The sequence below is a fragment of the Pseudomonas sp. PLB05 genome (genome assembly GCF_021106615.1).
GTDB classification, from domain to species: Bacteria; Pseudomonadota; Gammaproteobacteria; order Pseudomonadales; family Pseudomonadaceae; genus Chryseomonas; species Chryseomonas benzopyrenica.
Genome location: NZ_JAJOHO010000006.1, coordinates 242,593 through 266,244, shown reverse-complemented (window position 1 = coordinate 266,244; position 23,652 = coordinate 242,593). Strand labels below are relative to the sequence as shown.

The 23,652-nt window shown below is 59.3% G+C and carries 19 protein-coding genes and 3 pseudogenes; 7 read left to right on the top strand and 15 right to left on the bottom strand.

Annotated features, from left to right (window positions below; translation table 11 throughout):
- Positions 1 to 166: 166 nt before the first annotated feature.
- The 7 genes and pseudogenes from LRS53_RS24085 to LRS53_RS22815 form a co-directional block, all read right to left on the bottom strand.
- Positions 167 to 892: a methyl-accepting chemotaxis protein gene (locus tag LRS53_RS24085; protein WP_442968543.1), complete on the bottom strand. Its 726-nt coding sequence runs from the start codon at positions 890 to 892 to the stop codon at positions 167 to 169.
- Positions 893 to 1,036: 144 nt separating this feature from the next.
- Positions 1,037 to 1,210, bottom strand: a pseudogene (locus LRS53_RS24080) (HAMP domain-containing protein); the annotation flags it as partial.
- Positions 1,211 to 1,864: 654 nt separating this feature from the next.
- Complete coding sequence (locus LRS53_RS22835) at positions 1,865 to 2,074, bottom strand: hypothetical protein (protein WP_143075348.1); 210 nt, start codon at positions 2,072 to 2,074, stop codon at positions 1,865 to 1,867.
- Positions 2,075 to 2,441: 367 nt separating this feature from the next.
- Positions 2,442 to 3,701, bottom strand: a pseudogene (locus LRS53_RS22830) (DUF1173 family protein).
- 186 nt (positions 3,702 to 3,887) lie between these two features.
- Positions 3,888 to 4,457 carry a hypothetical protein gene (locus tag LRS53_RS22825; RefSeq protein WP_093257850.1) on the bottom strand — a complete coding sequence of 190 codons (570 nt, stop codon included), beginning with the start codon at positions 4,455 to 4,457 and terminating at the stop codon, positions 3,888 to 3,890.
- 157 nt (positions 4,458 to 4,614) lie between these two features.
- Positions 4,615 to 4,872 carry a hypothetical protein gene (locus LRS53_RS22820; protein WP_093257852.1) on the bottom strand — a complete coding sequence of 86 codons (258 nt, stop codon included), beginning with the start codon at positions 4,870 to 4,872 and terminating at the stop codon, positions 4,615 to 4,617.
- Between the two features lie 279 nt (positions 4,873 to 5,151).
- A protein-coding gene (locus tag LRS53_RS22815) for an IS3 family transposase (RefSeq protein WP_231357418.1) occupies positions 5,152 to 6,314 on the bottom strand; the annotation gives its coding sequence in 2 pieces (ribosomal slippage) (positions 5,152 to 6,059 and positions 6,059 to 6,314; 1,164 coding nt in all).
- 201 nt (positions 6,315 to 6,515) lie between these two features.
- Between LRS53_RS22815 and LRS53_RS22810 the strand changes: the two genes are divergently transcribed.
- Complete coding sequence (locus tag LRS53_RS22810; protein WP_093257841.1) at positions 6,516 to 7,655, top strand: glutathione-independent formaldehyde dehydrogenase; 1,140 nt, start codon at positions 6,516 to 6,518, stop codon at positions 7,653 to 7,655.
- A gap of 119 nt (positions 7,656 to 7,774) precedes the next feature.
- Positions 7,775 to 8,052 (top strand): annotated as a pseudogene (locus tag LRS53_RS22805) (transposase); the annotation flags it as partial.
- Positions 8,053 to 8,419: 367 nt separating this feature from the next.
- Here LRS53_RS22805 and LRS53_RS22800 read toward each other — a convergent pair.
- From LRS53_RS22800 to LRS53_RS22765, 8 genes are all read right to left on the bottom strand, one after another.
- On the bottom strand, positions 8,420 to 9,799 hold the full coding sequence (locus tag LRS53_RS22800; RefSeq protein ID WP_093257838.1) for a heavy metal sensor histidine kinase: 1,380 nt from the start codon (positions 9,797 to 9,799) through the stop codon (positions 8,420 to 8,422).
- Complete coding sequence (locus tag LRS53_RS22795) at positions 9,796 to 10,482, bottom strand: heavy metal response regulator transcription factor (RefSeq protein WP_231357417.1); 687 nt, start codon at positions 10,480 to 10,482, stop codon at positions 9,796 to 9,798. The genes LRS53_RS22800 and LRS53_RS22795 overlap by 4 nt, the downstream gene beginning before the upstream one ends.
- 55 nt (positions 10,483 to 10,537) lie before the next feature.
- The gene (copD, locus tag LRS53_RS22790; protein ID WP_074585335.1) at positions 10,538 to 11,470 is read right to left on the bottom strand and encodes a copper homeostasis membrane protein CopD; all 933 of its coding nucleotides are present in this window, start codon (positions 11,468 to 11,470) and stop codon (positions 10,538 to 10,540) included.
- A gap of 2 nt (positions 11,471 to 11,472) precedes the next feature.
- Positions 11,473 to 11,850 carry a copper resistance system chaperone CopC gene (gene copC, locus LRS53_RS22785; protein WP_007163121.1) on the bottom strand — a complete coding sequence of 126 codons (378 nt, stop codon included), beginning with the start codon at positions 11,848 to 11,850 and terminating at the stop codon, positions 11,473 to 11,475.
- Between the two features lie 53 nt (positions 11,851 to 11,903).
- Complete coding sequence (locus LRS53_RS22780; protein WP_017641153.1) at positions 11,904 to 12,914, bottom strand: copper resistance protein B; 1,011 nt, start codon at positions 12,912 to 12,914, stop codon at positions 11,904 to 11,906.
- 5 nt (positions 12,915 to 12,919) lie between these two features.
- The gene (locus LRS53_RS22775; protein WP_231357416.1) at positions 12,920 to 14,764 is read right to left on the bottom strand and encodes a copper resistance system multicopper oxidase; all 1,845 of its coding nucleotides are present in this window, start codon (positions 14,762 to 14,764) and stop codon (positions 12,920 to 12,922) included.
- A gap of 94 nt (positions 14,765 to 14,858) precedes the next feature.
- A complete protein-coding gene (locus tag LRS53_RS22770) occupies positions 14,859 to 15,086 on the bottom strand; it encodes a co-regulatory protein PtrA N-terminal domain-containing protein (RefSeq protein ID WP_074585333.1) in 228 nt (75 codons plus the stop codon).
- A gap of 316 nt (positions 15,087 to 15,402) precedes the next feature.
- Positions 15,403 to 16,809, bottom strand: coding sequence for an ISNCY family transposase (locus LRS53_RS22765; protein ID WP_231357415.1), 1,407 nt, complete (start codon positions 16,807 to 16,809; stop codon positions 15,403 to 15,405).
- Positions 16,810 to 17,027: 218 nt separating this feature from the next.
- Between LRS53_RS22765 and LRS53_RS22760 the strand changes: the two genes are divergently transcribed.
- The 5 genes from LRS53_RS22760 (at position 17,028) to LRS53_RS22740 (ending at position 23,640) form a co-directional block, all read left to right on the top strand.
- Complete coding sequence (locus LRS53_RS22760; protein ID WP_231357414.1) at positions 17,028 to 17,366, top strand: hypothetical protein; 339 nt, start codon at positions 17,028 to 17,030, stop codon at positions 17,364 to 17,366.
- A gap of 185 nt (positions 17,367 to 17,551) precedes the next feature.
- Positions 17,552 to 18,082 carry a hypothetical protein gene (locus tag LRS53_RS22755; protein ID WP_231357413.1) on the top strand — a complete coding sequence of 177 codons (531 nt, stop codon included), beginning with the start codon at positions 17,552 to 17,554 and terminating at the stop codon, positions 18,080 to 18,082.
- Positions 18,079 to 19,140 (top strand): conjugal transfer protein TraF, encoded by a 1,062-nt coding sequence (traF, locus tag LRS53_RS22750; protein WP_231357412.1) that lies wholly within the window; start codon positions 18,079 to 18,081, stop codon positions 19,138 to 19,140. Before LRS53_RS22755 ends, traF begins: the two co-directional genes overlap by 4 nt.
- Complete coding sequence (locus tag LRS53_RS22745) at positions 19,124 to 20,554, top strand: conjugal transfer protein TraH (protein ID WP_231357411.1); 1,431 nt, start codon at positions 19,124 to 19,126, stop codon at positions 20,552 to 20,554. Before traF ends, LRS53_RS22745 begins: the two co-directional genes overlap by 17 nt.
- Positions 20,554 to 23,640, top strand: a complete 3,087-nt coding sequence (locus LRS53_RS22740) for a conjugal transfer protein TraG N-terminal domain-containing protein (RefSeq protein WP_231357410.1) — start codon at positions 20,554 to 20,556, stop codon at positions 23,638 to 23,640. Before LRS53_RS22745 ends, LRS53_RS22740 begins: the two co-directional genes overlap by 1 nt.
- The last annotated feature ends 12 nt before the right edge of the window (positions 23,641 to 23,652 follow it).

Below are 23,652 nucleotides of genomic sequence, written 5' to 3'. Positions count from 1 at the left end.
CACGGGCGGATTTATTCGACTACATCGAGCGGTTTCATAACCCACGAATGCGCCGTAGAGTCGCCCGGCAAGCTCTGAAGTTTTCAGCCCTTTTCAAACCGTCCGTGGAAATGGGGTAGAACCCGTAGAACCCGAGATAACTCCGCCTGTATAGGAGCTTAAGAGTTTAGTCCCGGAGTCGGCCGGCGAGGCTGGAGAGGCCCAGGGAAACGCCCTGTAAGCGCTCGCTGGCGCTCTGGGTCCGCTGCAGGTCCTCCTCATTGTGGCGAGCCACAGTGACAATTTCCACTAGGTTGCGTGCGATGTCCTCGGCCACCGAGGTCTGCTCCTCGGCAGCGGTAGCGATTTGCCGGTTCATGTCGCGGATGGCCTCCACCGCTTTGGTGATGCTTCGCAGGCGCTCGCCAGAAGCCACCACTTGGTCGCGGCCGGCAGTGCTTTCGGCGGCACCCGCTCGCACCGCTTCAGCGGCTTCGTAGGCCGCGCCCTGCAGCGTGGCAATTAGCTGATGGATCTCGCTGATAGAACTAGAGGTGCGCACCGCCAAGTTGCGTACCTCGTCGGCCACCACAGCGAAGCCACGGCCGGCGTCCCCGGCTCGGGCCGCCTCGATCGCGGCGTTGAGCGCCAATAGGTTAGTCTGATCGGCGATGCCGCGGATCACCTCCAGCACACTGCCAATACGATCGCTGTCGCTTTCCAGGCGGGCGATGACCTCTGCGGTGCGGGAGACTTCCCGATGCATCCGCTCGATAGTGGCGACGGTTAGAGTCATGCTCGCTTCGCCCTCCTGCGCAGCGCGATCCGCTTCGTTGGCCGCCGTCGCGGCGCTGCCGGAATGCCGGGCCACCTCTTCCGCCGTAGCACTCATCTCGTGCATGGCAGTGGCCACCTGATCGGTACGGGAGAACTGGTCACGGATGCCCGCGCCACTGCGCTGGGCGATTGCGCCTAGTTCCTGGGTGGTGGCGTCCAGCGCCTCAGTGCCCTGGCGCAGCTGCCCGCCTAGGTCGGTGAAGAAATCCCGCAGGCGGTTGGCGGCGCGAGACAACCGCCCCACTTCGTCGCGGCGCGTCTCGGCCAGCGGCTGACCGAAGCGTCCCTCACTGAGACGAACCAGCTGCTCGGTGACTAGGGCGAGCGGTCCGACGATGCGCCGGTTGACTAGCCAGACGCTTAGCAAGGCGATCAGGATGGCGAAAGCCAGCATGGCACAGACCACCACTAGGACGGTCTGGCGTGCCTCAGCGGCCAAGCGCTGGGCCTGGTCGCTGGCGCGCTGGTGTAGGGACGTGACCAGGCCGGACAGCTGCTCGCTGGTGGCCCGGTCGATGCCTTTAACCGCAGTATCACCCTGGGCGGCGACGAAGTTGGCCGCCACATAAGCTGCCAGTCCTCGGCGATAAGCCTCGCCCAGGTCACGGTGACTCTGGGCCAACTGATGCAGGCGCTGGCCCAATTCAGTGTCACCGGCGCTGCGCTGCAGCTGCGCCAGCAGGTCTTGGACGCCGGTCTCCTCATCCTGGAATTGCCTCCAGTAGCGCTCGCGCTGGTCGGCGGCGCCGCCACGTAGCAGCACGTTCTTCCATTCCTGTACCTGAGATTTGAATGCGAGGTTTGTGGCGTCCACCAGGCGCGCTTCCTCCAGAGGTCCCTGGAGCAACCGTTGATAGCCGTCCAGTTGCTGGGATAGCAAGCCAAAACCGGCTAAGGCGAGAATCAACAACAGCACCAGGCCGCTGCCAATGAGCATTAGCAATTGAACACGTAGGGAACGAGAAGGAGTCATAGGTAGCGCCTTATGGAAGACAGCGCCATAAACGTCTAACCGATTAGTTGTCGCAACACCTACTGGATGACCGCGTCATTCTCTGCAATGAGCGGGCACTCGATAGGCCACATATCGATCAACAAGCCTAACAGCCGAAAAACTTATGCTGATCAATCCTCGCGCCACGGCGATGCCATGCAGATCAGCAACGCCGTGAGCGTTTCTAGTCCCGCCATCCTGGATCGCGGAAAGCTGCATGTAATGAGGCGGCGTGGCTTCAAAGAAATTTTCACTCTCGCTCATGTCTTCAACCCCTGCGAAAGAGTGGGTAGTGGAGAGGGTTCAGCTGCCGCTTGCGGAGTTCAGGCTGCACCGTAGGTTGCAGACCTTGATGGTCAGGAGGCTATAGCCGGTCGGCCACAAGTGCCCCGCTTTGGACGCATAGTGTACCGAACCGAACCAGACGCGTATGCCCTTGTGCTCGACGGGATGTTAGGGCAGACGCTTATAGCAGCCCGCTTGGCCGGTAGCTGCTCACCGCCAGCGTCAGCTTTGGGTCGATTGCTGTCATTGGCTAATTTCCGTTCAATTGTTTCCAGAATTTCGCAGCAATTTCGGAAACCGACAGTGAGCCCGGACGTTTGCGCTGCTAGCCCGGTTTCACGTTGACCTATCTGGAAGACACGTATGCCGCGGGGAACGCCGGTATGTGTTCTCCCCGAGGATCCTGGGTCGCGTCCCAGCGCCACCAGCCCGTCTTGCCGTACTCGCTGCAGTACCAGTGCTCTTTGGTGCCGCGCCGCGCCAGGTACTGCGGCGTGGCCATGCCGAAGACCTCGAGAGCGAAGTCCTGCTGCATGTCGAGCAGCCAGAAGTTTGGGAAGACAGCGCACTCATCGGCGTCGTAGCGCAACGGCTTGTCGAACTTGCGCCCCTCATCCCGCAGCTTCTGCTCGACCTTGCCTTCCAGGTCTGAATCAAGCGGAATCCACTGATCGCTCACCTGCATCAGCGCGACCTCGAGCACATCCGCCTGGAGGGCTTTACCCGGGCGTTGCGCAAGTTGAGCGATAGCGATCACCCGACTTCCCCTGCGCCAGGCGCCCAGCTCCCGCGCAAATCGGCGAGAGGCGGTTTCCCATACGGCAGGGGGCAGGTAGAGCGTTGGCATCCCGAATGGCCCAGTCACCGGCAGTCTCTCCGGCGAGCCGCTGTGCCGCTCCTCGTCGTACCTGGCCAGGGGACTGACGACGACCAGCCGCCAGTTGCGTGAGGCCGCGTTCGTGGCGATCTCGCGGTTAGTGGCCTCGCGCCGCTTCTCTTTCTGAGCGGCCAGCAGCAACACCTGGTCGAGCTTGATGCGAGGGGCTACCGACACCCGCCCGGCGCATTCGTGGAGCAGGTGAGAAATGAGCTCGCCATTACGCTTTCCCGCCATTGCCGGGTATCAGGTGGTGAGCCGGCTTTCCGACCAGAGAAGATGCAGCAGGCCCAGGAGGGTCATGGCCGGCTTCTTCACGCCCGGGGCGGCCGGCGGGGAGGGCGCCGCATCCCCAGCTTCCCCAGGCGCTTGCTGCCGTACGCCCCGGGCGAGCCTCACCTTCATACCCCCGTCGGCGGTTTCTTCCACCACACCGACGGCATAGCCCTGCAGACCAGAGCGCTCGGGCGCTGCTGCATAGAAGCGACAGTCATTGGCATGCTCCGGGCCGCTGTGAGGGTAGCGGGCGAGGTGGTAGCCGTCCGATCCTTCGCGCAGCTTGATCGTCACCTTTCGCTCGCCGCTCCCAGGGCATCCGCACAGACCGTGTTCCCGGCCGTAGGCGCGTTCCAGGACGCGCTTCCAGGCCGCGGCGTACTGAGGATCCGTTTGGAACTCAGGGGAGTATGACTTCCCGCCCAGGGTGATCCGATAGCGGTTGTTGAGCATAGGCGTAGGCCTCCAAGCCAAGGTGGTAGCTATCTCCTCACCGCGGCCCGATAGCGAGTGTCGCCGGCCAGCCGCGCTGAGGGAGAGATCCCTGTCAGTACAGCACGGCAGCCGCCTAGGCAAACGCCGGATTGAGCACGCTCCGGGCGTGAACCCCGTAGATTTGGCCGGCGGCCGGCAGTCGCGCTAGTCCCGGTACTGAAGACCCACGGCGGATCGGCAGTTGCGATGCTCCAGGCTGCCAGCCTTATACGGCCAGCAGACGCGGTCCTTCATGCTTGGCGTCTGGTGCACCACCGTGACCTTCGTCGGCTGCGGGGGCGCCTCTTCTGGCACCAGGCTTCGAGGGGCTTCGCTGAAGCTCACCACGTTATCGGCCCCGCGTGGCGTGAAGTTTCGGTCGTTGAAGACGGTCTGCTTGCCAATCGCCGCTGCCGGCGGCGGGACGTTCGAGGGTGAGGTCGCCGCGGCTACCGCATTTCCTTCCACGGTTGAAGGCGTAGCGCGGCGGACCGTGCCGCGGACGGTATCGACCCGCTCTGGGGCAGGATGAGCTGCAGCCTCGGCGCCAAGGGCGAGGTGGTCAGTACCTACGGATGTCGGTGGACCTGGTAGAGCCCGGCTGACCAGCTGCACGGCAGCAAGTGTCGCGAGGCCGCCGACGGCAAGGCACACGACTAAAGCGACCGGCCGCGCCCTACGCGGCTTCTGCACCAGCCAGTCAGGCGCATCATCAGGCTCGGCACTCATTGCCATGTTCAAAAGTCCTTTTTCCTTCATCCAGGGTGGCCCCAGCGGTGCCGCTCTGCGGTGCTTGATCTCTTGGTGCCAGCGGTAAACTCCGCCGGCGCCTGTCATCGCCAATGAAGGCGATGACTAGGATTCTTCACTGTATTCGTGCTGATCAACTAGCTCACGACGCTTTCGAAGTCGTTCTACTTTCGACCGGTTTGAACAAAAACATCATCACCATAATTGGCAAGAGAACTCCTGGTGCTGCCATAAGCAGCAGCCACCACGGATTATCTTCGAGCGCGGGCACTGCAGCCTGCCAAAGATAATCAGCAGCCGCGTGCCCCATTCGGCCGGTAAAGAAGAGGGCGATCATTGCAATAGGGAAAAGAATGACCGCAAGCGAGAGCCGGGTTGCTGTTTTCAGCGGCCTGATCATGGATGAACTTCAACTCCATATGCTCAATGATTGGCGTCGGCAATCGTCGACTGATACGCCCAAAGTACCAGGCTTGCCCTATGCAGCAAACGCCCCAGACCCGAGCGGCGCAGATCTGGGATCGAGCTGTAGGCTTGAGGAGCTTCCTCACCGTAGGCCGACGAACCCTTCTGGTGCCAGGGTAAACGCAGCTGGCGCCCAGACCTGGCCATCCTTCGATGTGCGGTCCCTGACAAGCGATAAGGTGCCCGGTGTTTGCGTTTTCCAGAAGTGTAGTGGTCAACCCATCCCGGACAGTGGGTTAAGTTTTTCTTCGGCCACCGCAGGCGGTAGCCTATCGTTGAATTGATGCGGCCTGATCCAGTTGTAGCGGTGCATCAGGTAATGACTGATGTCCCGTTGGGCCTCCTGAGCTGTCAGGTAACCGGTCTGTGGAATCCACTCCGATTTCAAACTGCGGAACAATCGCTCCATCGGCGAGTTATCCCAGCAGTTGCCCCGGCGGCTCATGCTCTGTTCCATCCGATATCGCCACAACCGTTGCCGAAACAGGCGGCTAGCGTATTGGCTGCCCTGATCGGAATGAAACAGTACCTGCTGCGGTTTGCCACGCTGTTCGTAGGCCATGTCCAGCGCCTTGATCACCAACTCAGCATCCGGCTTGGCAGAAATCGCCCAGCCGACTACTCGTCTTGTATGCAGATCCAACACCGCCGCTAAGTAATGCCAGCGACCTTGTGCCCAGATGTAGGTGATGTCGCCGCACCACACCTGATTGGGGCGCTCAGTGGTGAACTCGCGGTTCAGCCGGTTCGGGATATCTGGTCGCTCAACCGTAGCCTGCTTGTATGCGTGCGAGCCTGGCTGCTTGCTGACCAAGCCCAACTCACGCATCAACCGACGCACACGAAAACGGCCAATGCTGACGCCATCCTCACGCAGCATACCCAGAATGCTGCGACTGCCAGCCGAGCCTCGACTCTGGTTGAACAGCTGGTTAACCTGACTGCGCAGTGCAACGCGGCATGCATCAACACGGCAGCGTCGAAGCCGATGGGCGTAGTAGCAAGACCGCACCACGCCGAAGGCTGAACAGACCACTTCCACCGACTCCCGCTCACTTAACTGGTCTATCAGCGCGTACGATTGAACTCGTCCGACATCAAGAGAGCGGTAGCCTTTTTTAGGATCGCTTTCTCCCGTTCCAGTCGGTCGATCCTGGCTTCCAGCTCCTGGATTTTCTGCTGTTCGGGCGTCAGTGCTTTGCTCTTCGGGGTAACGCCCACGCGCTCCTCTTGAAGCTGTTTTACCCAACGGCGCAGGGCCGACTCAACCACTCCCAGTGAACGAGCTGCTTCGATATGGCTGTAGCCCTGATCGAGCACCAGGCAGGCGGCCTCTCGTTTGAACTCGGGCGTAAAGGAACGACGTTGCTTGGTCATCAGACACCTCTCTATGGCGAGCATTCTCGCCCTAAATGGGTGTCCGGAATCAGTAGACCACTACAGGGCCGCCACGCGCGGGCGACGGCATCACCACTCGTCTGGTCATAGCTCGATTTGTGGAACATACGTTCGTAGAACTAGACAGATGTCCCGTAAGCAGACGAATTCCCCTCATCGTCGCTTGAACAGGAGAGTCTAATGAAGGCCATCGTTTACAACGGGCCACGCGACGTGAGCGTGCAAAATGTCCCAGACGCCAAGATCGAAAAACCTACCGACGCCGTAGTGCGCATCACCACTACCAATATCTGCGGCTCTGATCTGCATATGTACGAGGGCCGCACCTCGATGGAGACGGGACGTGTTTTCGGTCACGAGAACCTCGGAGAAGTCATCGAAGTCGGCGCCGGCGTAGATCGCATCAAGATAGGTGATCGGGTATGTTTGCCATTTAATATCGGCTGCGGTTTCTGCGAAAACTGTGAAAAAGGTTTGACCGGTTTCTGCCTCACGGCCAACCCCGGCAGTGCTGGTGCTGCTTACGGGTTTGCCGATATGGGCTCATACCAGGGTGGTCAAGCAGAACTGCTGCGTGTGCCATATGCGGACTTCAATTGCCTGGTGCTGCCAGAGGATGCCCAAGAGAAAGAAAACGACTACGTCATGCTGTCAGACATATTCCCCACCGGATGGCATGCCACTGAACTGGCTGGCCTGATGCCGGGTGAAAGCATCGCCATTTACGGTGCAGGGCCAGTGGGCCTGATGGCAGCTCATGCCGCGATGATCAAAGGCGCCTCGCAAGTGTTCGTGGTCGACAACCATCCGGATCGATTGAAATTGGCCGCGCAGATGGGGGCCACGCCAATCAACTCCCTGGAGAAAGAGGCGGTTGATCAGATCCTCAACCTGACACACGGCAAAGGCACTGATCGAGGTTGTGAGTGTGTGGGGTACCAGTGCTGTGACAAACACGGCCATGAGGTCAATCACCTGACGATGAACAACCTGGTAGCTTCCACCAAGGCCACGGGTGGCATCGGCGTCGTCGGGGTGTTTGTTCCTCAGGATCCGGGCGCGAAAAATGAACTGGCGAAGGAAGGCAAAATGGCCTTCGATTTCGGCGCGTTCTGGTTCAAGGGCCAGCAGATACGCACCGGGCAAGCCAACGTCAAAGCCTATAACCGCAGGCTTGCGGAGCTGATCCATCACGACCGCGCCAAGCCTTCGCAGATCATCTCTCACAGCCTGAAATTGGCGGAAGGGCCCGATGCGTACAAGCATTTCGATGCGCGAGATGAGGGTTGGACAAAGGTCATTCTGAAGCCGGCAGCCTGATCGAACGGCTGTATGGATCTGACGCCCTGACGATATCGCCGGGCGTCAGCCCAAAGACCCGCCTACTCGCGCTTACAGTATGGCCGCTATGTATTTACCGACCACATACCACCTGTCGTCCGCTCGAAATGCGAGCGCGGTTGTTGCGCAAGATGATCAAGGGAAAAATGGTAAGCGTACTGACTTCGATGGTCGACCCGCTGCGCTTTCCGGGTAGGGAGATCGTCGACCTTTACAGTCAACGCTGGGAAATTGAGCTGGGCTATCGGGCGATCAAGCAGAGACTGCTGGGCGGCGAATATACCCTGAGAAGCAAGACGCCAGAGATGCGTCGCTCAAGAGCTATGGGGTGTGCTGCTGGGCTACAACCTTTTGCGCTACCAGATGGTACTGATGTCCAGGCAGTGTTCCGATGTGTACCCCTGCGAAATGAGTCTCACTGCCTGCAGTCGGGCCATCTTGGGGTTGCTGCATAGCACGTCACTGAACCATCCCGGCAACTTGCCAGGATTTCTGAGAGATTTGCAGGCATCAGCCGCTCGATATGTTTTACCCCATCGGCGACCTGATCGATGGTTCCCACGCGCAGTCGTTGGACATGCTGTCGAAACGACACATAGACGGCCCCTCGTGCGAATTGAGACTCGCACGGGTCCCCATGTTCATTTGTCAAGGCTAAGTAGAGATGTCGCTCTGGCAGCTAAGTAAAAATGTCATTGATAGTTGGTTCCTGGCTCTGCATTTCTGAGAGTTAGATAAGCGCGTCACGTGCGCAGACTGGTCCGTCGCGTGAAGGTCAGGATGAATGCCGTTCGACCTCTTTGGGATGTACAGTAGATCGTGCCACCATGCGCCGTCATCAGCGACCGGGCTATGGCTAACCCGAGCCCCGCATTGCCATCACCTTCGCGACGTGCTGGATCCACCCGATAGAACCGGTCGAAAATCCTCGACAAGTGCTCCGATGGAATCTCGGGGCCGGGGTTTTCTACCCGAAGCTCTACACGGCTGCCATAGTCCTGGATGTGGACCCCAATCGTCTCCCCGGAAGGGGTATAGCGCAGGGCATTGGACAGCAGGTTCGACACGACACGGTCGACCATCACGCTGTCCGCGAAGATTGATGCCCTTCCCGATGCCCTGAGCTGGATCCCCTTGTCCTCGGCCAGAAGTTCGTAGTACCCGAACAGCTTGCTTATGACCCTACCTAGGTCCAGCTCGACCGGCTCGGGCACGATCAGCCCGTTGTCGGACTTGGCCAGGAACAGCATGCCGTCGATGATTCCCGACAGACGATTGAGCTCTTCCAGGTTGGAGGTCAGGTTCTCCTCGTACACGTCCGAGTCCCGCTTTTTGGCCAGGATCACCTCAGTATGAGTTCGCAGGTTGCTGATCGGAGTTCGTAGCTCATGCGCGATGTCGGCAGAGAAATTCGATAGCCGCATGAACGAATCGTCCAGGCGACCAAGCATTGAATTGAAAGCAATGATGAGCTCGCGCAACTCATCGGGCACGGGCTCCAAAGGAATGCGTTCCTTCAAAGAACCTGCGGACATCGAGGCGGCTGTCTGGGTCACCTTGGCCACCGGCCGCAGCCCACTCTTGGCGACCAGCCAACCGAGTGCGGCACTCAGCACAGTGCTGGCTATCAGTACGCCCCAAAACCAACGCTCCAGCATGGCGAAGAAATGCATATGCGTCGTGACGTCCAAGACCAGCCACAAGGTGAGTGGAGCAGTGGTCTCCGACCACGAGACCGGCGCCTTCAAGGCCCTGAACATGTGTCGGTCGCTTTCCCACTCCCACACGCCATCGTGCTCGGTCGCCTGAGCAAGGGATGGCACCGCTGACCTGGGAGGCTCCGCAAAAAAGATGCTTCCGTCAGCCTGGAGAAACACCGCGCTGAGCTCGGAATGTGCTCCCAGCAGCGTATGCCAGCGAATCTTGAGCTGGTCCGAATTCGCGCCGGGCTCTTGAGCAATCTGGGTGATCGCTTCAAGCTTTTCTTCCAGCACCTGGGCATCCAACGCACGAAAATGGTGGCGACTCAGCTCGTTGAAAGCGATGCCCACGATGATGAGGACAGCGACGACCGCGACCACAAACATGAGGCTCAGGCGGAAGGTAAGTGAACCTGGCTTCATCCTTCGTCCTGCACGTCTAGCCTGTAGCCCATACCACGGCAGGTATGGAGTAATTTCGACTCGAAGTCATCGTCGATCTTGGCCCGCAACCGCCGGATTGCTACCTCGATGACATTAGTGTCGCTCTCGAAGTGCATGTCCCAGACCTGGGCAGCAATGAAGGATTTGGAAAGCACCTCGCCGCGCCGGCGCATCAGCAGCTCCAGCAAGGCAAACTCCTTGGTCGTAAGGTCGATTCGGGTACCGCCTCGTGTAACACGGCGCGTGAGCAGATCGACCTGCAGGTCTCCGATCTGCAGGCTGGTCTGCACTGGCAGGCTGCCGCTTCTGCGCCTTAGCAGCGTTCGAACTCGCGCGAGCAGCTCTGAAAAGGCAAAGGGCTTGACCAGGTAGTCATCGGCGCCCAGCTCTAATCCTTTGACTCGGTCGTCCACGCCATCCCGTGCCGTCAGAAACAGCACCGGTACCGACTGACCGGCAGCACGCAGGCGTGTGACCACCCCCCAACCATCGAGGCCGGGCATCATCACGTCGAGAATCAGCAGGTCATAGGCTTCAGTCTGCATCTGATCGATGGCATCCGTTCCGGTGACCACTCGATCTACCGTGAAGCCAGCCTCTCGGAGGCCCTGCTGCAGATAGATTCCGGTCTTGGGTTCGTCTTCAGCTACCAGCAGCTTCATGCTCCATCCTCGGCTACACGATCTTTTCGGGACGGCACTACGGGGCCAGGCAAACTCACATCCCCGCTTCCATCTCGGGAGATAGCGTACCAAGCCAAGCAATCAACCCAAGCACCAAAATGGCGGAACCCAGTTCTAAGGCCATGCTGTAGCGAATAGACCGTGCCGCACGCGTGTAATCGCCTTGGTGGACTGCTTGCTCCAATGCCGGGCTCAAGAGAAAGCGGTTGGCCGAAGCCAGCCCGATCATCACGCCGAAAAGGCCCAGCTTTCCCAGCAGCAGCAGGCCATAGGTGCTTTGCGCCAGTCCCCTGATTTGGGGTCCGACGATGAGCAGATAGTTCATCACACCTGTGAAGACGATCAGCACCACGATCACCGCCCCGGCTCGCTCGAAGCCGGTAAGCGTGCGCGATAGGATCTGGACTGACGCCCGCGTTTCCACTTTGCTGGGCCGCAGCAATAAGGCAAAAGCCACCAGCGCGCCGAACCAGCCACTGGAGGCCCATAGGTGAAGTATGTCTGCGCTGAAGTGCCAGAAGCGGCGGGAGCCTTCGTCCATGGCGCCGTGCCCGGCCCACGCCAGTGTGGCCAGCGCCACGCCTGCCAGCAGCGAAACCACGGTCAGGCTCGCCATTGGCCAACGAGGATTGAAGGCAATGGCCACAGCAGCGGCCACGAGTGCGGCCATACGGATAAGCCAGGCGGTGCCAAGCTCCGTCTCGGCGATCATCATCTCAACGTGCGGCATGGCCTCGCCCCATTCCGCCACGCCACTCATAGCCTTGGCCATTTGCACCATAGACACGGCGGAGAGCAAGAGACCCGCCACCGCGGTTGTAGCCAGCAAAGGCAGGAAGGGCAACACCATGCCCGAGCGGCGCTCAGGGCCACGCAAACTATAGAGACCGAAGAGCGCCAGCCCGAACAGCATCATCAAATCGGCATACAACGCGAAGCGAAGTCCGATGCTGAACGGATCTTCCATGTCTATTTGACCTTGAACGTCACGCTACCGGTGATGGGGTGGGTATCTGATGACACCGCCCGCCAATCGACCTTGTAGGTGCCGGCCGTCAAAGGCGAGGCAGGTGCGATGACCATGGTCTTAGGATCACTGCCACCCGAAACAGCCGCTTTGACCGCCATCGGCGGATGCTCCATACCCGACATCGCCGTCATGACCAGCTTCGCGCCGGAAAACTGAGTGACCAGGTTTTCAGAAAAGTGCAGCTCGATCTTTGCCGGGGCGGCGCCTTCAGTTCCTTCGGCAGGCGTCGAAGACACCAGCTTGGGATGGGCTTGAGCCAGGGCGCTAAACAGCATTCCAGCGGCAAAGAGCGTGATGAAAGGTGCACGATTGAACATGCGAACTCCTACAGCCCAAGGGGCGTTCGTGGGGAATGAGATTTGGTGTCTGGTTAGAACCACATACGTACGCCCAGGACCAGGCGGGCTTCGCTGCGGTCTTCCCCTTCCTCCCGGGCAAAATCGGCAGTGTTGCCATAGGAGCGGTTCCAGCTAACGCCAATGTACGGGGCGAATTCCCGGTAAATTTCGTACCGCAAGCGCACTCCGACTTCCGTCTCGGACAAGCCTGAGCCGATTCCGCGTTTGGGGTCGTTCTGCCCGTAAAAATTAGCTTCGGCGGTGGGCTGCAAGATCAGGCGATTGGTCAGCAAGATGTCGTAGTCGCCTTCCAGCCTCAACGCAGTTTGGCCACCCTCTCCAAGGAAAGCGGTCGCTTCGGCCTCGAAGTTGTATAAGGCCAGACCCTGGAGACCAAATGCGGCCCACGTCTGAGGCGGCCCTGGTTTGAAGTCCTGCCGTACGCCACCCACCACGTCCCACCACGGGCCGATCGAGTGGCCCCACAACGCTTGTAGCTCGGCGGATTCGGTTTTGCCGTTGGTGCGCTCCCCCTCGGAGCGAATCCACAGCCGATCAATATCCCCCCCTACCCAACCGTTGACGTCCCAACTCAGCACACTGCCGTTATCAGCGTCCTGCCACTCAAGCTGATCGAACAACAGGAAGTAGTTGAGGGCATCGTCATGGACCGTGTGACCTTTGCCGCTTTGATAGACGGCCGCCCGGTTGGCATCCGTGATGGGCGGAATAGGTGTGCGGCTTTGAGCGAGGGCTGCCGGCTTGCTGGGCGCCATGGTGGTCATTCCAGAGTCCATGCCCTGCATCTTGGAATGATCCATCCCCTGCATCTGGCTGTGGTCCATGCCCTGCATCTTGGAATGATCCATTCCCTGCATCTGGCTGTGGTCCATGCCCTGCATCTTGGAATGATCCATCCCCTGCATTTGGCTGTGGTCCAGGTCAGAACTGCCCGCTTCGGCAGCAAAGGCACCAACCGAAGCGATGCTGAAGCTGGTGATGGCAAGCAGCGAACAAACGTGGAGTCGATTCAACGCGGTCACTAGCTTCACTCCTCTACCCGGACTTCGCGGAACATACCCATCTCCATGTGGTACAGCAGATGGCAGTGATAGGCCCATCGCCCCAGGGCGTCGGCGGTGACGCGATAGCTGCGCTTGGATCCGGGTGGCATATCGATGGTGTGCTTGCGAACCAGGAAGTTGCCTTCCTCGTCCTCCAGGTCACTCCACATTCCGTGCAGGTGAATCGGGTGCGTCATCATCGTGTCGTTCACCAGCACAATCCTCACCCGCTCCCCGTATTTCAGAACCAGAGGATGAGCTTCGGAGAACTTGATGCCATCAAAGGACCAAGCGAACTTCTCCATGTGTCCTGTCAGGTGTAGCTCGATAGTACGGCTTGGTTCGCGGCCGTCAGGGTCTTCAAAAGTGCTTCTGAGGTCGGCGTAGGTGAGTACCTTACGTCCGTTGTTACGCAGACCCAGGCCGGGGTCATTCAATTTGGCGGTAGGGGTCATCGCCTGCATGTCGACCAGCGGGTTGTTCTTCTCACTCGCGGGATGACTTTGCATGGTCATTCCGGCCATTCCAGACATCGAACCATGGTCCATCCCCGCCATAGCGCCATGGTCCATGCCCTGCATAGAGGACATCTTGCTGTGGTCCATGGCTGGCATGGGGCTGCCTTCCATGCTGCTCATGGTCTGCATATCATCACCGGCCGCCGAATCCATACCCTTCATGCTGCCGTGGTCCATACCGCCATGGTCCATACCGCCCATACCCATGTCGTCCATCGTGACCAAGGGGCGAGGATCAAGCGCAGGGACTGGAGCCACCAAGCCATCCCGCACGGCAAGGGTGCCACGGGCATAGCCGGTACGATCCATTGACTGGGCGAAGACCGTGTAAGCCTCGCCTGTGGGCTCGACGATGACATCGTAGGTTTCGGCCACGGCGATACGAAGCTCGTCGACCTCAACCGGATTCACGTAAAGGCCATCAGACGCTACGACGGTCATCTTCAGGCCTGGGATACGGATGTCGAAGTACGTCATGGCGGAGCCATTGATGAATCGAAGACGTAGCTTCTCGCCAGGGCGGAACAGGCCAGTCCAATTCGTGTTCGGAGCCTGGCCATTGAGCAGGTAGGTGTAGGTTGCGCCGCTTACATCCGCAAGGTCCGTGGGGTTCATCTTCATCTCAGCCCACATCTTGCGATCCGCCAGCGTCGCGGCCCAGCCCTTGTCAGCCACGTCGTTGACGAAGTCGCCAACGGTGCGCTTGTGGAAGTTGTAGTAGTCGGACTGTTTTTTCAGCGTGCGCATCAGCGAAGCCGGATCTTCATCCGTCCAGTCCGTCAGCATCACCACATGCTCACGATCGTATTTGAACGGCTCCGGCTCCTTAGCCTCGATGACCAAAGGCCCATACACACCGGCCTGCTCTTGGAAGCCGGAGTGGCTGTGGTACCAGTAGGTCCCGTTTTGCTGGAGCTTGAACTGGTAGACATACATGCCGCCTGGCTCGATACCCGCGAAGCTCAGTCCCGGTACCCCGTCCATATTTGGAGGCAGGATGATGCCATGCCAGTGTATGGAGGTAGCCGCATCAAGCCTGTTGCGCACGCGAAGCGTCACCGTGTCGCCCTCCCTCCAACGCAACAGGGGGCCCGGCAATCCGCCATTGATCACCATCGCCGTACGGCGCTTCCCGGTGATGTTCACCGGCATCTCGCCAATCGACAGATCGAACTCTGTACCCGTCAGTGTGCGGGGCGTTGTCGACCCAGCCGCCGCCCAACTGGGCGAACGCCACAGACCCAGCCCACCAAGCATGCCGGCGGCCGTGAGGCCTTTGACGAAGGTACGTCGAGAGGTTCTTGATTCCATACGAGCAGGTCCTGGTAGCGAGGACGGCACCGGTGCCGTGTACAGGAGTTAGAAGATTAGGCGGAAAGATGTCATAGCGCTTTGTAGGGCGCGATTACATTTCTGTAAGCATTGGGTAGGCCGCTTCGCTAGCAGCAAGCCTTGCCGTCTTCATCTTTTTTTCTGCAGACGTGCCAGCTAGCCTCGGCTCGGCTTTCTTGCTTTGCGCTGCTTGTTGGGCGTCCATCATGCGAGTGAAGACGCGATCGGCGCCCCCTTCAGCAAAAGCAGACGAGGAAAGGGTTAAAGCAAGAGCGAGGAACACAGCTTTAGAAACGTTCATGACGAAGCACCTTGGGCAAATACAGCGGCACATGCCGCGGACCACAAGGTAGCGCTGGAAAGCTTTCAGTTGACTGAGCCGAGGATTACAAAAGAGTCAGGTTTCGATCCTGAACCCTCGTATTCCAATACCCTGTGCATACCTATTGAGCGCATCGAGTGACCGAAACACCCTTATTAATTCGCGCCGGGAGCGGAGAGGAAAATGTCGGCTCTCTTTGCTATAACGCACCTGCAATTGCCACCCATGGCCCTCGGGACCTGGAATTGCGCGCACGTCGTATGCGGCCCCGGCCGCTACAAGCGCACTGAGCCCTTCAGCGCTGATTGACTGACGCATGACGGCTACGCTTCGGAGGCCGGCTTTTATCGAGGGCAGCCACGATATCCTCCGGCATGAAATCTTTGGCCTTCTTCTTCGGCGACTCTTGGCGCTGCGCTTTGGTTGGCTTTGGATTGCCAGGTACCGCTTGGGACCGACGGCTATCGCGCTGCTCTTGCATCCGCTGCGCGGCCTGCAAGACGTGGCCCAGCCGCTTGTTTTCCACGATGGTGCCTTGGCTGACCTCAGGCAACTGATCCAACGTCTCGTAGGAAAAGAGAATCCCTGCTGAACGGACCTCAATCCGGCCGTCAGGGTAGTGATAGATCTCTGCGTATCGGCCTGCTAAAGCTCGTGCTTGTAGCGTGTCGTGCAGGACATAGAGACGTCTGTCGTACTGCAGCGTGAGGCTTTTCGATACCCGCCGCGATTCCCGCCATGTGAAGGTTAGAGACAGGTCCTCGTCGTCGCGTACTGGCCGGTGCGCATCGAAATCCGAGCAGGCAATTTTACCGAAGCGGCGATTGTAATCGGCCATGAAAAGCGGCAGATAAGCGTTAGCGGCGTCGACAGTGCTGATGTTTCGTAGTCGCAATTCTTTGACCAGGCGATCCTGCAAGGTGAGATGGGCTCGCTCCACGCGGCCCTTAGCCTGGCTGGAGTTGGCGCAGAAGGTATCGATGTTCAGCTCGAACATGGCCCTGGCGAACTGCGTGTGGCCATCGCCACCCTGAGCATCTTTGCTGTTGACTCTAAACACACTGGCCTTGTCGCTGTAGAGCGCCAAGGGCTTACCGTGGTGCTCCAAGTAGGCCCGGGTAGCCTGGAAGTAGCTGAAGGTCGATTCGCTGCGGGTGAAGGCTAGGTGCATCAGGCGACTGGTGGCGTCGTCGATGTAGACCAGAAGGGTGCATGCCGGTGCTCGGTCCTCGAACCATCGATGATCGCTGCCATCGATCTGGATCAGCTCGCCCAGGCAGGCCCGGCGATTGCGTGGCTGGTACACCTTGGGCAGTCGCTGCCGACGCGGCGTCCATAACCCGGCATCCATCATGATGCGCCGGACGGTTTCCTTGGCCAGGCGTAAGCCGTGACATTCAACGAGCTTTTCGGCCGCAAGCGTGGGACCGAAATCCTGGTAGTGCTGCCGGATTAGAGCGGCGGCACGCTGCTCAAGGCCAGGCCGCAGCTGATGATTGCTGGGCTGGCCGCGCTTACGTGAGGTCAGGCCCGAAACGCCGGCGTCCCGGTAACGTTGCACCAGGCGGTGAACCTGCCGGGAACTCAGCTGCAGGCGCTGGGCGGCGCGTGTTGGCGTAAGGAACCCCTCGGTCACCGCCTGGATGACCTTGAGGCGACCAACTTCACGTAGGCTCATCGTGATCCGCTCGTAGGCTGACATCCTGATCGCTCCGCATCGGCTGCAAAGCCGGTAGGCTAGCTGCAATACGTGATCGGGACATTTCTATCTGGCTGGATCGCGACATTACTATTTGGCCGTAACACGTCCACTTCGCATAATACAACTTATGTTAAATCGACTGGTGCGCATCCGCCCTGTTTGGCCTAGAGTCGCCGGGAAGGTTTTCGAGGTAGAGAGACAGCGGATGGATGAAAACGATGACCCATGACAGCGGCACAGCCAACGGGCTGCGTTTCGGCCATGCCGTATGTATGCGGCACAGCGGTGGCCAGTTGATTACGCTCTGGTTTGCCGACAGCGAAGAAATCGCCGATGAGGCGGTGGTCAAGCTGCAGCAATACCATGCCCGACAGCCACAGCTGGGCAACATTGCTGAAAATGCTAGTGAGGCCTTTAAGCGGCGGGAGGAACTGAGGAAGTGGCGGCTGCTCCATCCGGTAGGCGAAAACCGGTCCTACGATGTGGCCGGCTTCGAGCGGCTATCACTGCCGTTCCTGGATCGTGCAAAGCTAGCCACCCTGGGCAAGCTGCCATGAGCGCCGCCATCGTATTCCTGGTGATCATTAAACGGGACCGGGTGGCTGATCGCTTATAGGTCAGACGGCTTCAATTTTTCCCGCCCCGAGCGCTGTTAGCGCCCTAAAAGGGAGTGAATCGAACGCTTTTGGTCCGCGCAAATCCCTAGCCTAGTGTGCATCTAATCAATACTCCGGATGCGCGCATGTCCTTGTCAGTGGCTACGCCCGAAGCTGTCACGAGCTCGTTCCCACCCACATCCAGCCTATCGGGCCTGCTGGACACCTACGGCGACGTGATGACGCCGGAGCAGATAGCAGAGGCGCTCGAATACAGCGTCGGCTATGTCCGTAAGAAGATCGGCTGCGCCAAATTCCAGCACCTCCCCTGGGTAGCCGCGATCGCGCCACACCGCCGGCGACAAGGCCTCATTTGGGTCTATGGCACGCACGGCGTCGCGTCCTTCTTGGACAGTCAACGTAGCTCGCTAGAGAGCGTTCGCGCCCCATCGAAACACCTTCCCAAGCTTCTCCAGGCGTATGGACCGTTGATGCCGGTCGCACAGGTTGCTGACGCGCTCGGCTACAGCGTTACCTATGTCAGCAAAAAAATTGGCAATGCCGACTATCAACACCTGCCATGGGTCAGTGCGATCGGATCGCACCGGCGCAAGCGAGGCTCGCGCTGGGTGTACTCAACCGTTGCCGTCGCCTTGTACCTGGACGGTAGGAAATGAGGCGCGCGCTCTTGGCTATAGCCGTTGCCGCAGCGCTTTGGCCGGCAGTCTTTTCAGCCCTCGCTAGCGCGGCGGACAGCGCTGCGGACGGCGTGAAAGATTCTTTCGCTGCACCTGGTAGTGAAAGCTTTTACCGCGGCAAGGCAGAGGGCTGGTTTTGGTACAAGGATCCGCCCGATGAGGAGCCTGAGCTGGAGGCAAAGGCGCCGCCCCCTCCTCCGCCCCCGCCTGCGCCCATCCAAAAGGCTGAACCGCCGGCCGCTCCGCCGGCGCCGCCAGGGCCGGAGTTGTTCAGCGTGGCCTGGATCAGGGACAACCTGCCGAAATACCGCGATCGCGCGATCGACAATCCGACCGATGCCAACGTGCAGGCCTATTACTACCTGCAGCGCGTGATGATGGACAAGTCGTCCAAATTCTCCGAGCGCTCCAGCCAGGTGATCATGCGTGATCCCTTCCTCGATGAGGACAGCCGGCGGCCGGTGGCCACCTATGCGGCCAATGCGCTCAATCGGGAGGTCTCGAACAACCGGGACAAGGTGCTCAAAGGCCTGGCCAACAAGGTCGGCCTGTTCTTCTTCTTCAAGGGCAACTGCGTGCTCTGTGCGGAGCAGGCGGCCGTGCTGCAGTCCCTGACCGCGGCCACCGGGATCCGAATCATCCCGGTCTCGCTGGACGGCGCTCCCCTCGACAACGGGCTGTTCCCGAACTACCGCACGGACGATGGCCAGGCCAAAAAGCTCGAGGTCTATCAGGCCCCTGCCCTCGCACTGGCGATCCCGCCGGGCCGCACCGAGATCGTCGGCTACGGCGCCATCACCCTGGACGTGCTGTTCAACCGGGTCCTGATCGCTGCGCGCGAAGCGGCGCTCATCGACCAGAAGACCTTCGCCTCAACGCAGCCGTTCTTCGACAACGGCCTGCTGACCCTGGAGGACAACGATGGGCTCAGCCAGGACCAGATCGACCAAGACCCCGCCGCATTCGTTGAGAGCATGCGCCGCAAGCTCGCCCGCAAGACCATAGATGGAGAGGTGCCCCATGAGGCGCAGCAGTAAGCAGTCGTTGTGCGCAGCCGTGCTGGTTGTGTCTCTCGCCCCCCTGGGCGCCTACGCCAACATCGAGAGCCAGCTGGACTCGATGTTTAACTCGATGTCCAACAGCACCGACCCGGGCATGTTCCAGACGGCGACGCGGGGCGTGGTCAGTGGCGGCTCGATGCGGATCCGCAATCAGATAGCGACGGCACCCGTCGTTTCCTTCCGACCGCCCTCCTTCCAGGCCGGCTGCGGCGGCATCGACATGTTCGCCGGCTCCTTCTCGTTCATCAACGCTCAGCAATTCGTGCAGTCGCTGCGCTCCATTGCCTCCAACTCGGTAGGCGTAGCGTCGGGCTATGCATTCAAGCTGGCGCTCAAGGCGATGGGGCCGACGGTGGAGAACACCATCGCCAACCTGCAGGAGACGATGCAGGACCTGAACGGCCTCATGTCCAATAGCTGCCAGCTCGCCCAGGGCCTGGTCACTGACGCGTTCTCTGCCTTCGAAGGTAAGGAGAACATGCAGACTGCCACCGGTAACACCATCAAGGGATTGGCCGATAGCTTCGGATCGCTGTTCTCGGGTAGCAGCAACTCCAAGTCGCCGATCGAGATGAAGACGGACGCCGGCAACGTAGTGAGCTGCGAGGACACGGGCAACGTCGTCTGGTGCGCGATGAAGCAGTACAACAGCCAGCAGTTCTTCAAATACGGCTCTCAACAAACTGACGAGCTGATCATGTCCTTCACCGGATCCGTGATCATTCCCGGGCTGGAGCAAGCCGAAGATGGAAAGGGCAGGGTTATCGTCACCAAGCCACTCATGCCCACGGGTATCTCGCTGCAGGACATTGTCGAGGGCGTCAAGACCGAGTCGGTGCAGGTTTATTCCTGCAAGGAAGATGCAGTCTGTTTGGAGCCCCAGCTCTCTAACCTGGCCTTCGACGGCCTGGCCCAGAAGATCATCAAGATCTTCAACGGTTCGGGAAACTCGGTTGGCATCGTCACGAAGTGGGCGACGAATACTGGCACCTTTGGTCCCGATGAGACCGGCTTGCTGAACATGATGCAAAAGCCAGGCTTCTCCGCGATGGTGCAACGCCTATCGCAAGGCAGCGAGTCGATGGCGAAGGGTTTTGTTACCGGCCATTCCAAGATGCTGGCGCTCGAGGGCGCCTACTCGCTCGTCAAGTCGTACATCGATACGGCCGAAGCCGTGATCACGAAAGGCAAGATGGTCGACAAGCTCGGCATGCCTGCCGGTGATTTCATCGGTAAGGCGAGGGAACGGCTGATGCAGGAATACCAGGTGCTGCTCACCCGGTATGGCAACGAGAATGACCTGCTGCTCGACTATCAGGCGCGCATGCGATCGCTTCCTCCGCCTGCGGCGTTTATCAACGTCGAGAAACCTGTGCAGGGGGCTGAGTGATGGAGTTCTCTATCTATTCCATTGGCTCCGCTACCTACCTGGAGAGCATCCTCAATGCCGTAGCCATGATCTCCGGGTCGGGCAGCATCGAGTCCCTCGCCAAGGTTGGGTTGTTGATCGGTACCCTGTTCCTGGGATTCCAGGCGGTCTTCAAAAACCAGGCTATTCCCTTCCAACAGGTTGGCGTGGCGCTGATCCTCTACATGGCGCTCTACGGGCCTACCGGGCGCGCCGTCGTAGAGGACGTCTATGACGGTACCGTTGTGGTGGTCGACAACGTGCCTATCGGCCCCCTCTTCGTGGGCTCCGTGGTCTCCAACATCGGCTACAAGCTCACCAAGGAGATGGAGCAGGCCTTCTCAACGCCGGCGATGACTACCTATGGATTTGCTGACCCCCTCACCACCCTGATGAAGGTCCGCGGCGCGACGCGCAATGTGTTGGCTATGCCGTCTGTGATGGGCGATAGCAACGCAGGCGGCGACTTCGTCCGCTCATGGACGAACTACATCAAGGAGTGCACCCTTGTCGGTGTTGGGCGCAACATGACTGCCTATGGCGCCCTCATGCGCAGCAATAGCCCGATCGACGCTATGCGCTTCGATAGCGAGGTTTACGGTACCGAGATTTACGAGGGCAAGACGGGCACAGGCACCTACTACAACTGTTCCCAGGCCCATACCCGCCTCAAGGCGCTCAGCGTCTCGGCTCAGCCGGGCGTCATGGATGATGTCTCGAAACTAGCGTTCCAGAAGCCTGGCAAAGTCGTTACAGGTGACGATCTGACCGCCCGCGTGGACGATGCGCTGCGCGGCCTGAATCTCCAGGTGGCGGATGCACGTGCCTTTACCATGGCGTCCATTCTGCTGCCGATTTTCGAGCGTGCACCCGCCCAGAAAGCGCTGGAAGACCAGCAGAGTGCCTACGCGATCATGCTCGCCCAGGCTCAGGCGCAGCAGGCCACGCAGTGGGCCGCAGAGGGCTCGATGTTCACCCGGTACGTTCGCCCGTTCCTGACCTTCTTCGAAGGCCTCATTTATGCGATCACCCCGCTCATGGCCTTCCTGCTCGTAATGGGCACGTTCGGCATGAATCTCATCACCAAGTACATCACCATGCTGTGCTGGATGATGCTGTGGCAGCCGATGCTCGCGATCGTCAACCTGTACACGAACTGGTACACGGGCACGGTCATGGAAGGTCTGCTCGCGACGACCAGCACGGTGACAGATGGCAACGCCCTGTCATTCGAGATGCTGAAGCAGATGCTGCCGGCCTTGGACAGCGCGATCGGAGTTGCGGGCCTGATGGCCTCCTCGGTACCAGTGATTAGCATGTTCCTGGTTTCCGGCAGCGCATTTGCGTTGACGAGCATGGCCCAGCGCCTCGGCGGCACGGATCAGATCAACGAGAAGATCGTTACGCCTGACGTCGTGAAGCCCACCGAAGGCTTGGCGACTACGCCCTACATGACGAACGACTTCGTCAATGGGACCCGCCAGACCGGTTCTGAGACTACCCGTGGCTCGATCAATATCGGCCAATCGCTGAGCAATGCCGCACAGTCGCAAAAGGCAACTGCAGAGAGCGCTTCTGAGAACTTCGCCAAGAGCCTAACTTCGTCCTATGGGCGCCAGATGGAACAGGCCAAAACACTGGGAGAGCAGGCTACTGTCGGTTCATCCTTCGCAAATTCCTTCGGTCTAACAAACAATGCCAGCTACGAAAAAGCGGTCGGCAACATGCGCAATATGGGGTATTCGCAGGCGCAGACTGACGCTGTCGTTGCCTCTCTGGCTACTGGAGGAAATGTAAGCGCAGGATTGGGCCTTGGCAAACTTGGGGCTGCCACTGGTGAAGACGGCAAATCCAAGGGTGGGGTCGAATTAGGCGGATCTGCAAACATCGGCGCTAATATGCAAAGTTCGTCAACGAGGAACGACAGCAAGACTGCTAGTGACGTGATGAACGATGCTCGGTCGGCTGGACTTTCCGAAGTTGTTTCGAATGCTCTGCGCAAAGAGAACTCTTCTTCGGTTGCACAGAATTTCCAGAATTCCGAGAAGTTAGGCGTATCACAAGCTGACCAACAGAGCCTTTCCAAATCTGCCCAAGAAGCAATATCCGCACAGAAACAGTATTCAGAGACCTCAAGCTATCTTCAATCCACCGGTATGCAGCTATCTATGTCCCCAGATGCTTGGGCAGGAAAGTTGCAAAGAGAAGGTAAAGCCGACGCCGTCGTTGCCGAGGCTATGAACAACTATGGGCAGGAATTCCAAGAAGCAAAGCGGATGTTCGATACGGTCGATCCTTCACGGCGAGATACTGCGGCGGCGTTGCATACGCTGGCCAAGCACAATGATCTAGGCGTGTTGACGGGCGGGACAGTAGATCGAGACATGTACAGCAATCCCCGTTCCGGTGGCGAGCTTGGTGCTAGCCCAACGTCGCTGGCGCACAACGAATTTGAAGGCCTCAAGGGCCCTCAGGTTGGTGACCTCCGCTCGGAAACGCGTGGTGCAGGCCACTCCGTGTCTTCCGGATCGTTTGAGAGCCGATACGACGCTGGAAATGCCGCAGCAAGGGATCACGGCAAGATCGCTGCGGAGCACGCGCGTCGAGGTGAGATCGTTGCCGGTGATGGCCAGGTATACGCCAACCGCGCTACCAGCGAGGCTGGTGAGCGTGCGGAGGGTCGTTTGGCCGACAAAGGCAAAAGGGTCAACGATATGGGAGAGTCGGTGTTAGGAGGCATACCGCAGAAAGCGATGAACCGGGCGGGGTCAGTCTTCAACGCCGGCGGTACGCATGCCGACTATGTCAACGAGGGTAAGCGGCTGAATCTCAACGATGCTCAAGCAGAAGTATTTGCTGCGGCGAGAATGGGCACAGTCGACAACAATACTTGGGGCATCTTCCGAGAAAGCGAAAGCAAAAGAGGTTATAGCGACGAAGTTGCCAGAGGATCGTTTGATAATCTTGTCCAGGCAGGGCTCTACGATAATGGATCTGGGGCTACCCTCGCTGACGTTGTTACGTTGAATCAACGTGACGATCACGGAGAAGGTTTCAAGCTGAGATAATTGCAAAAAAGG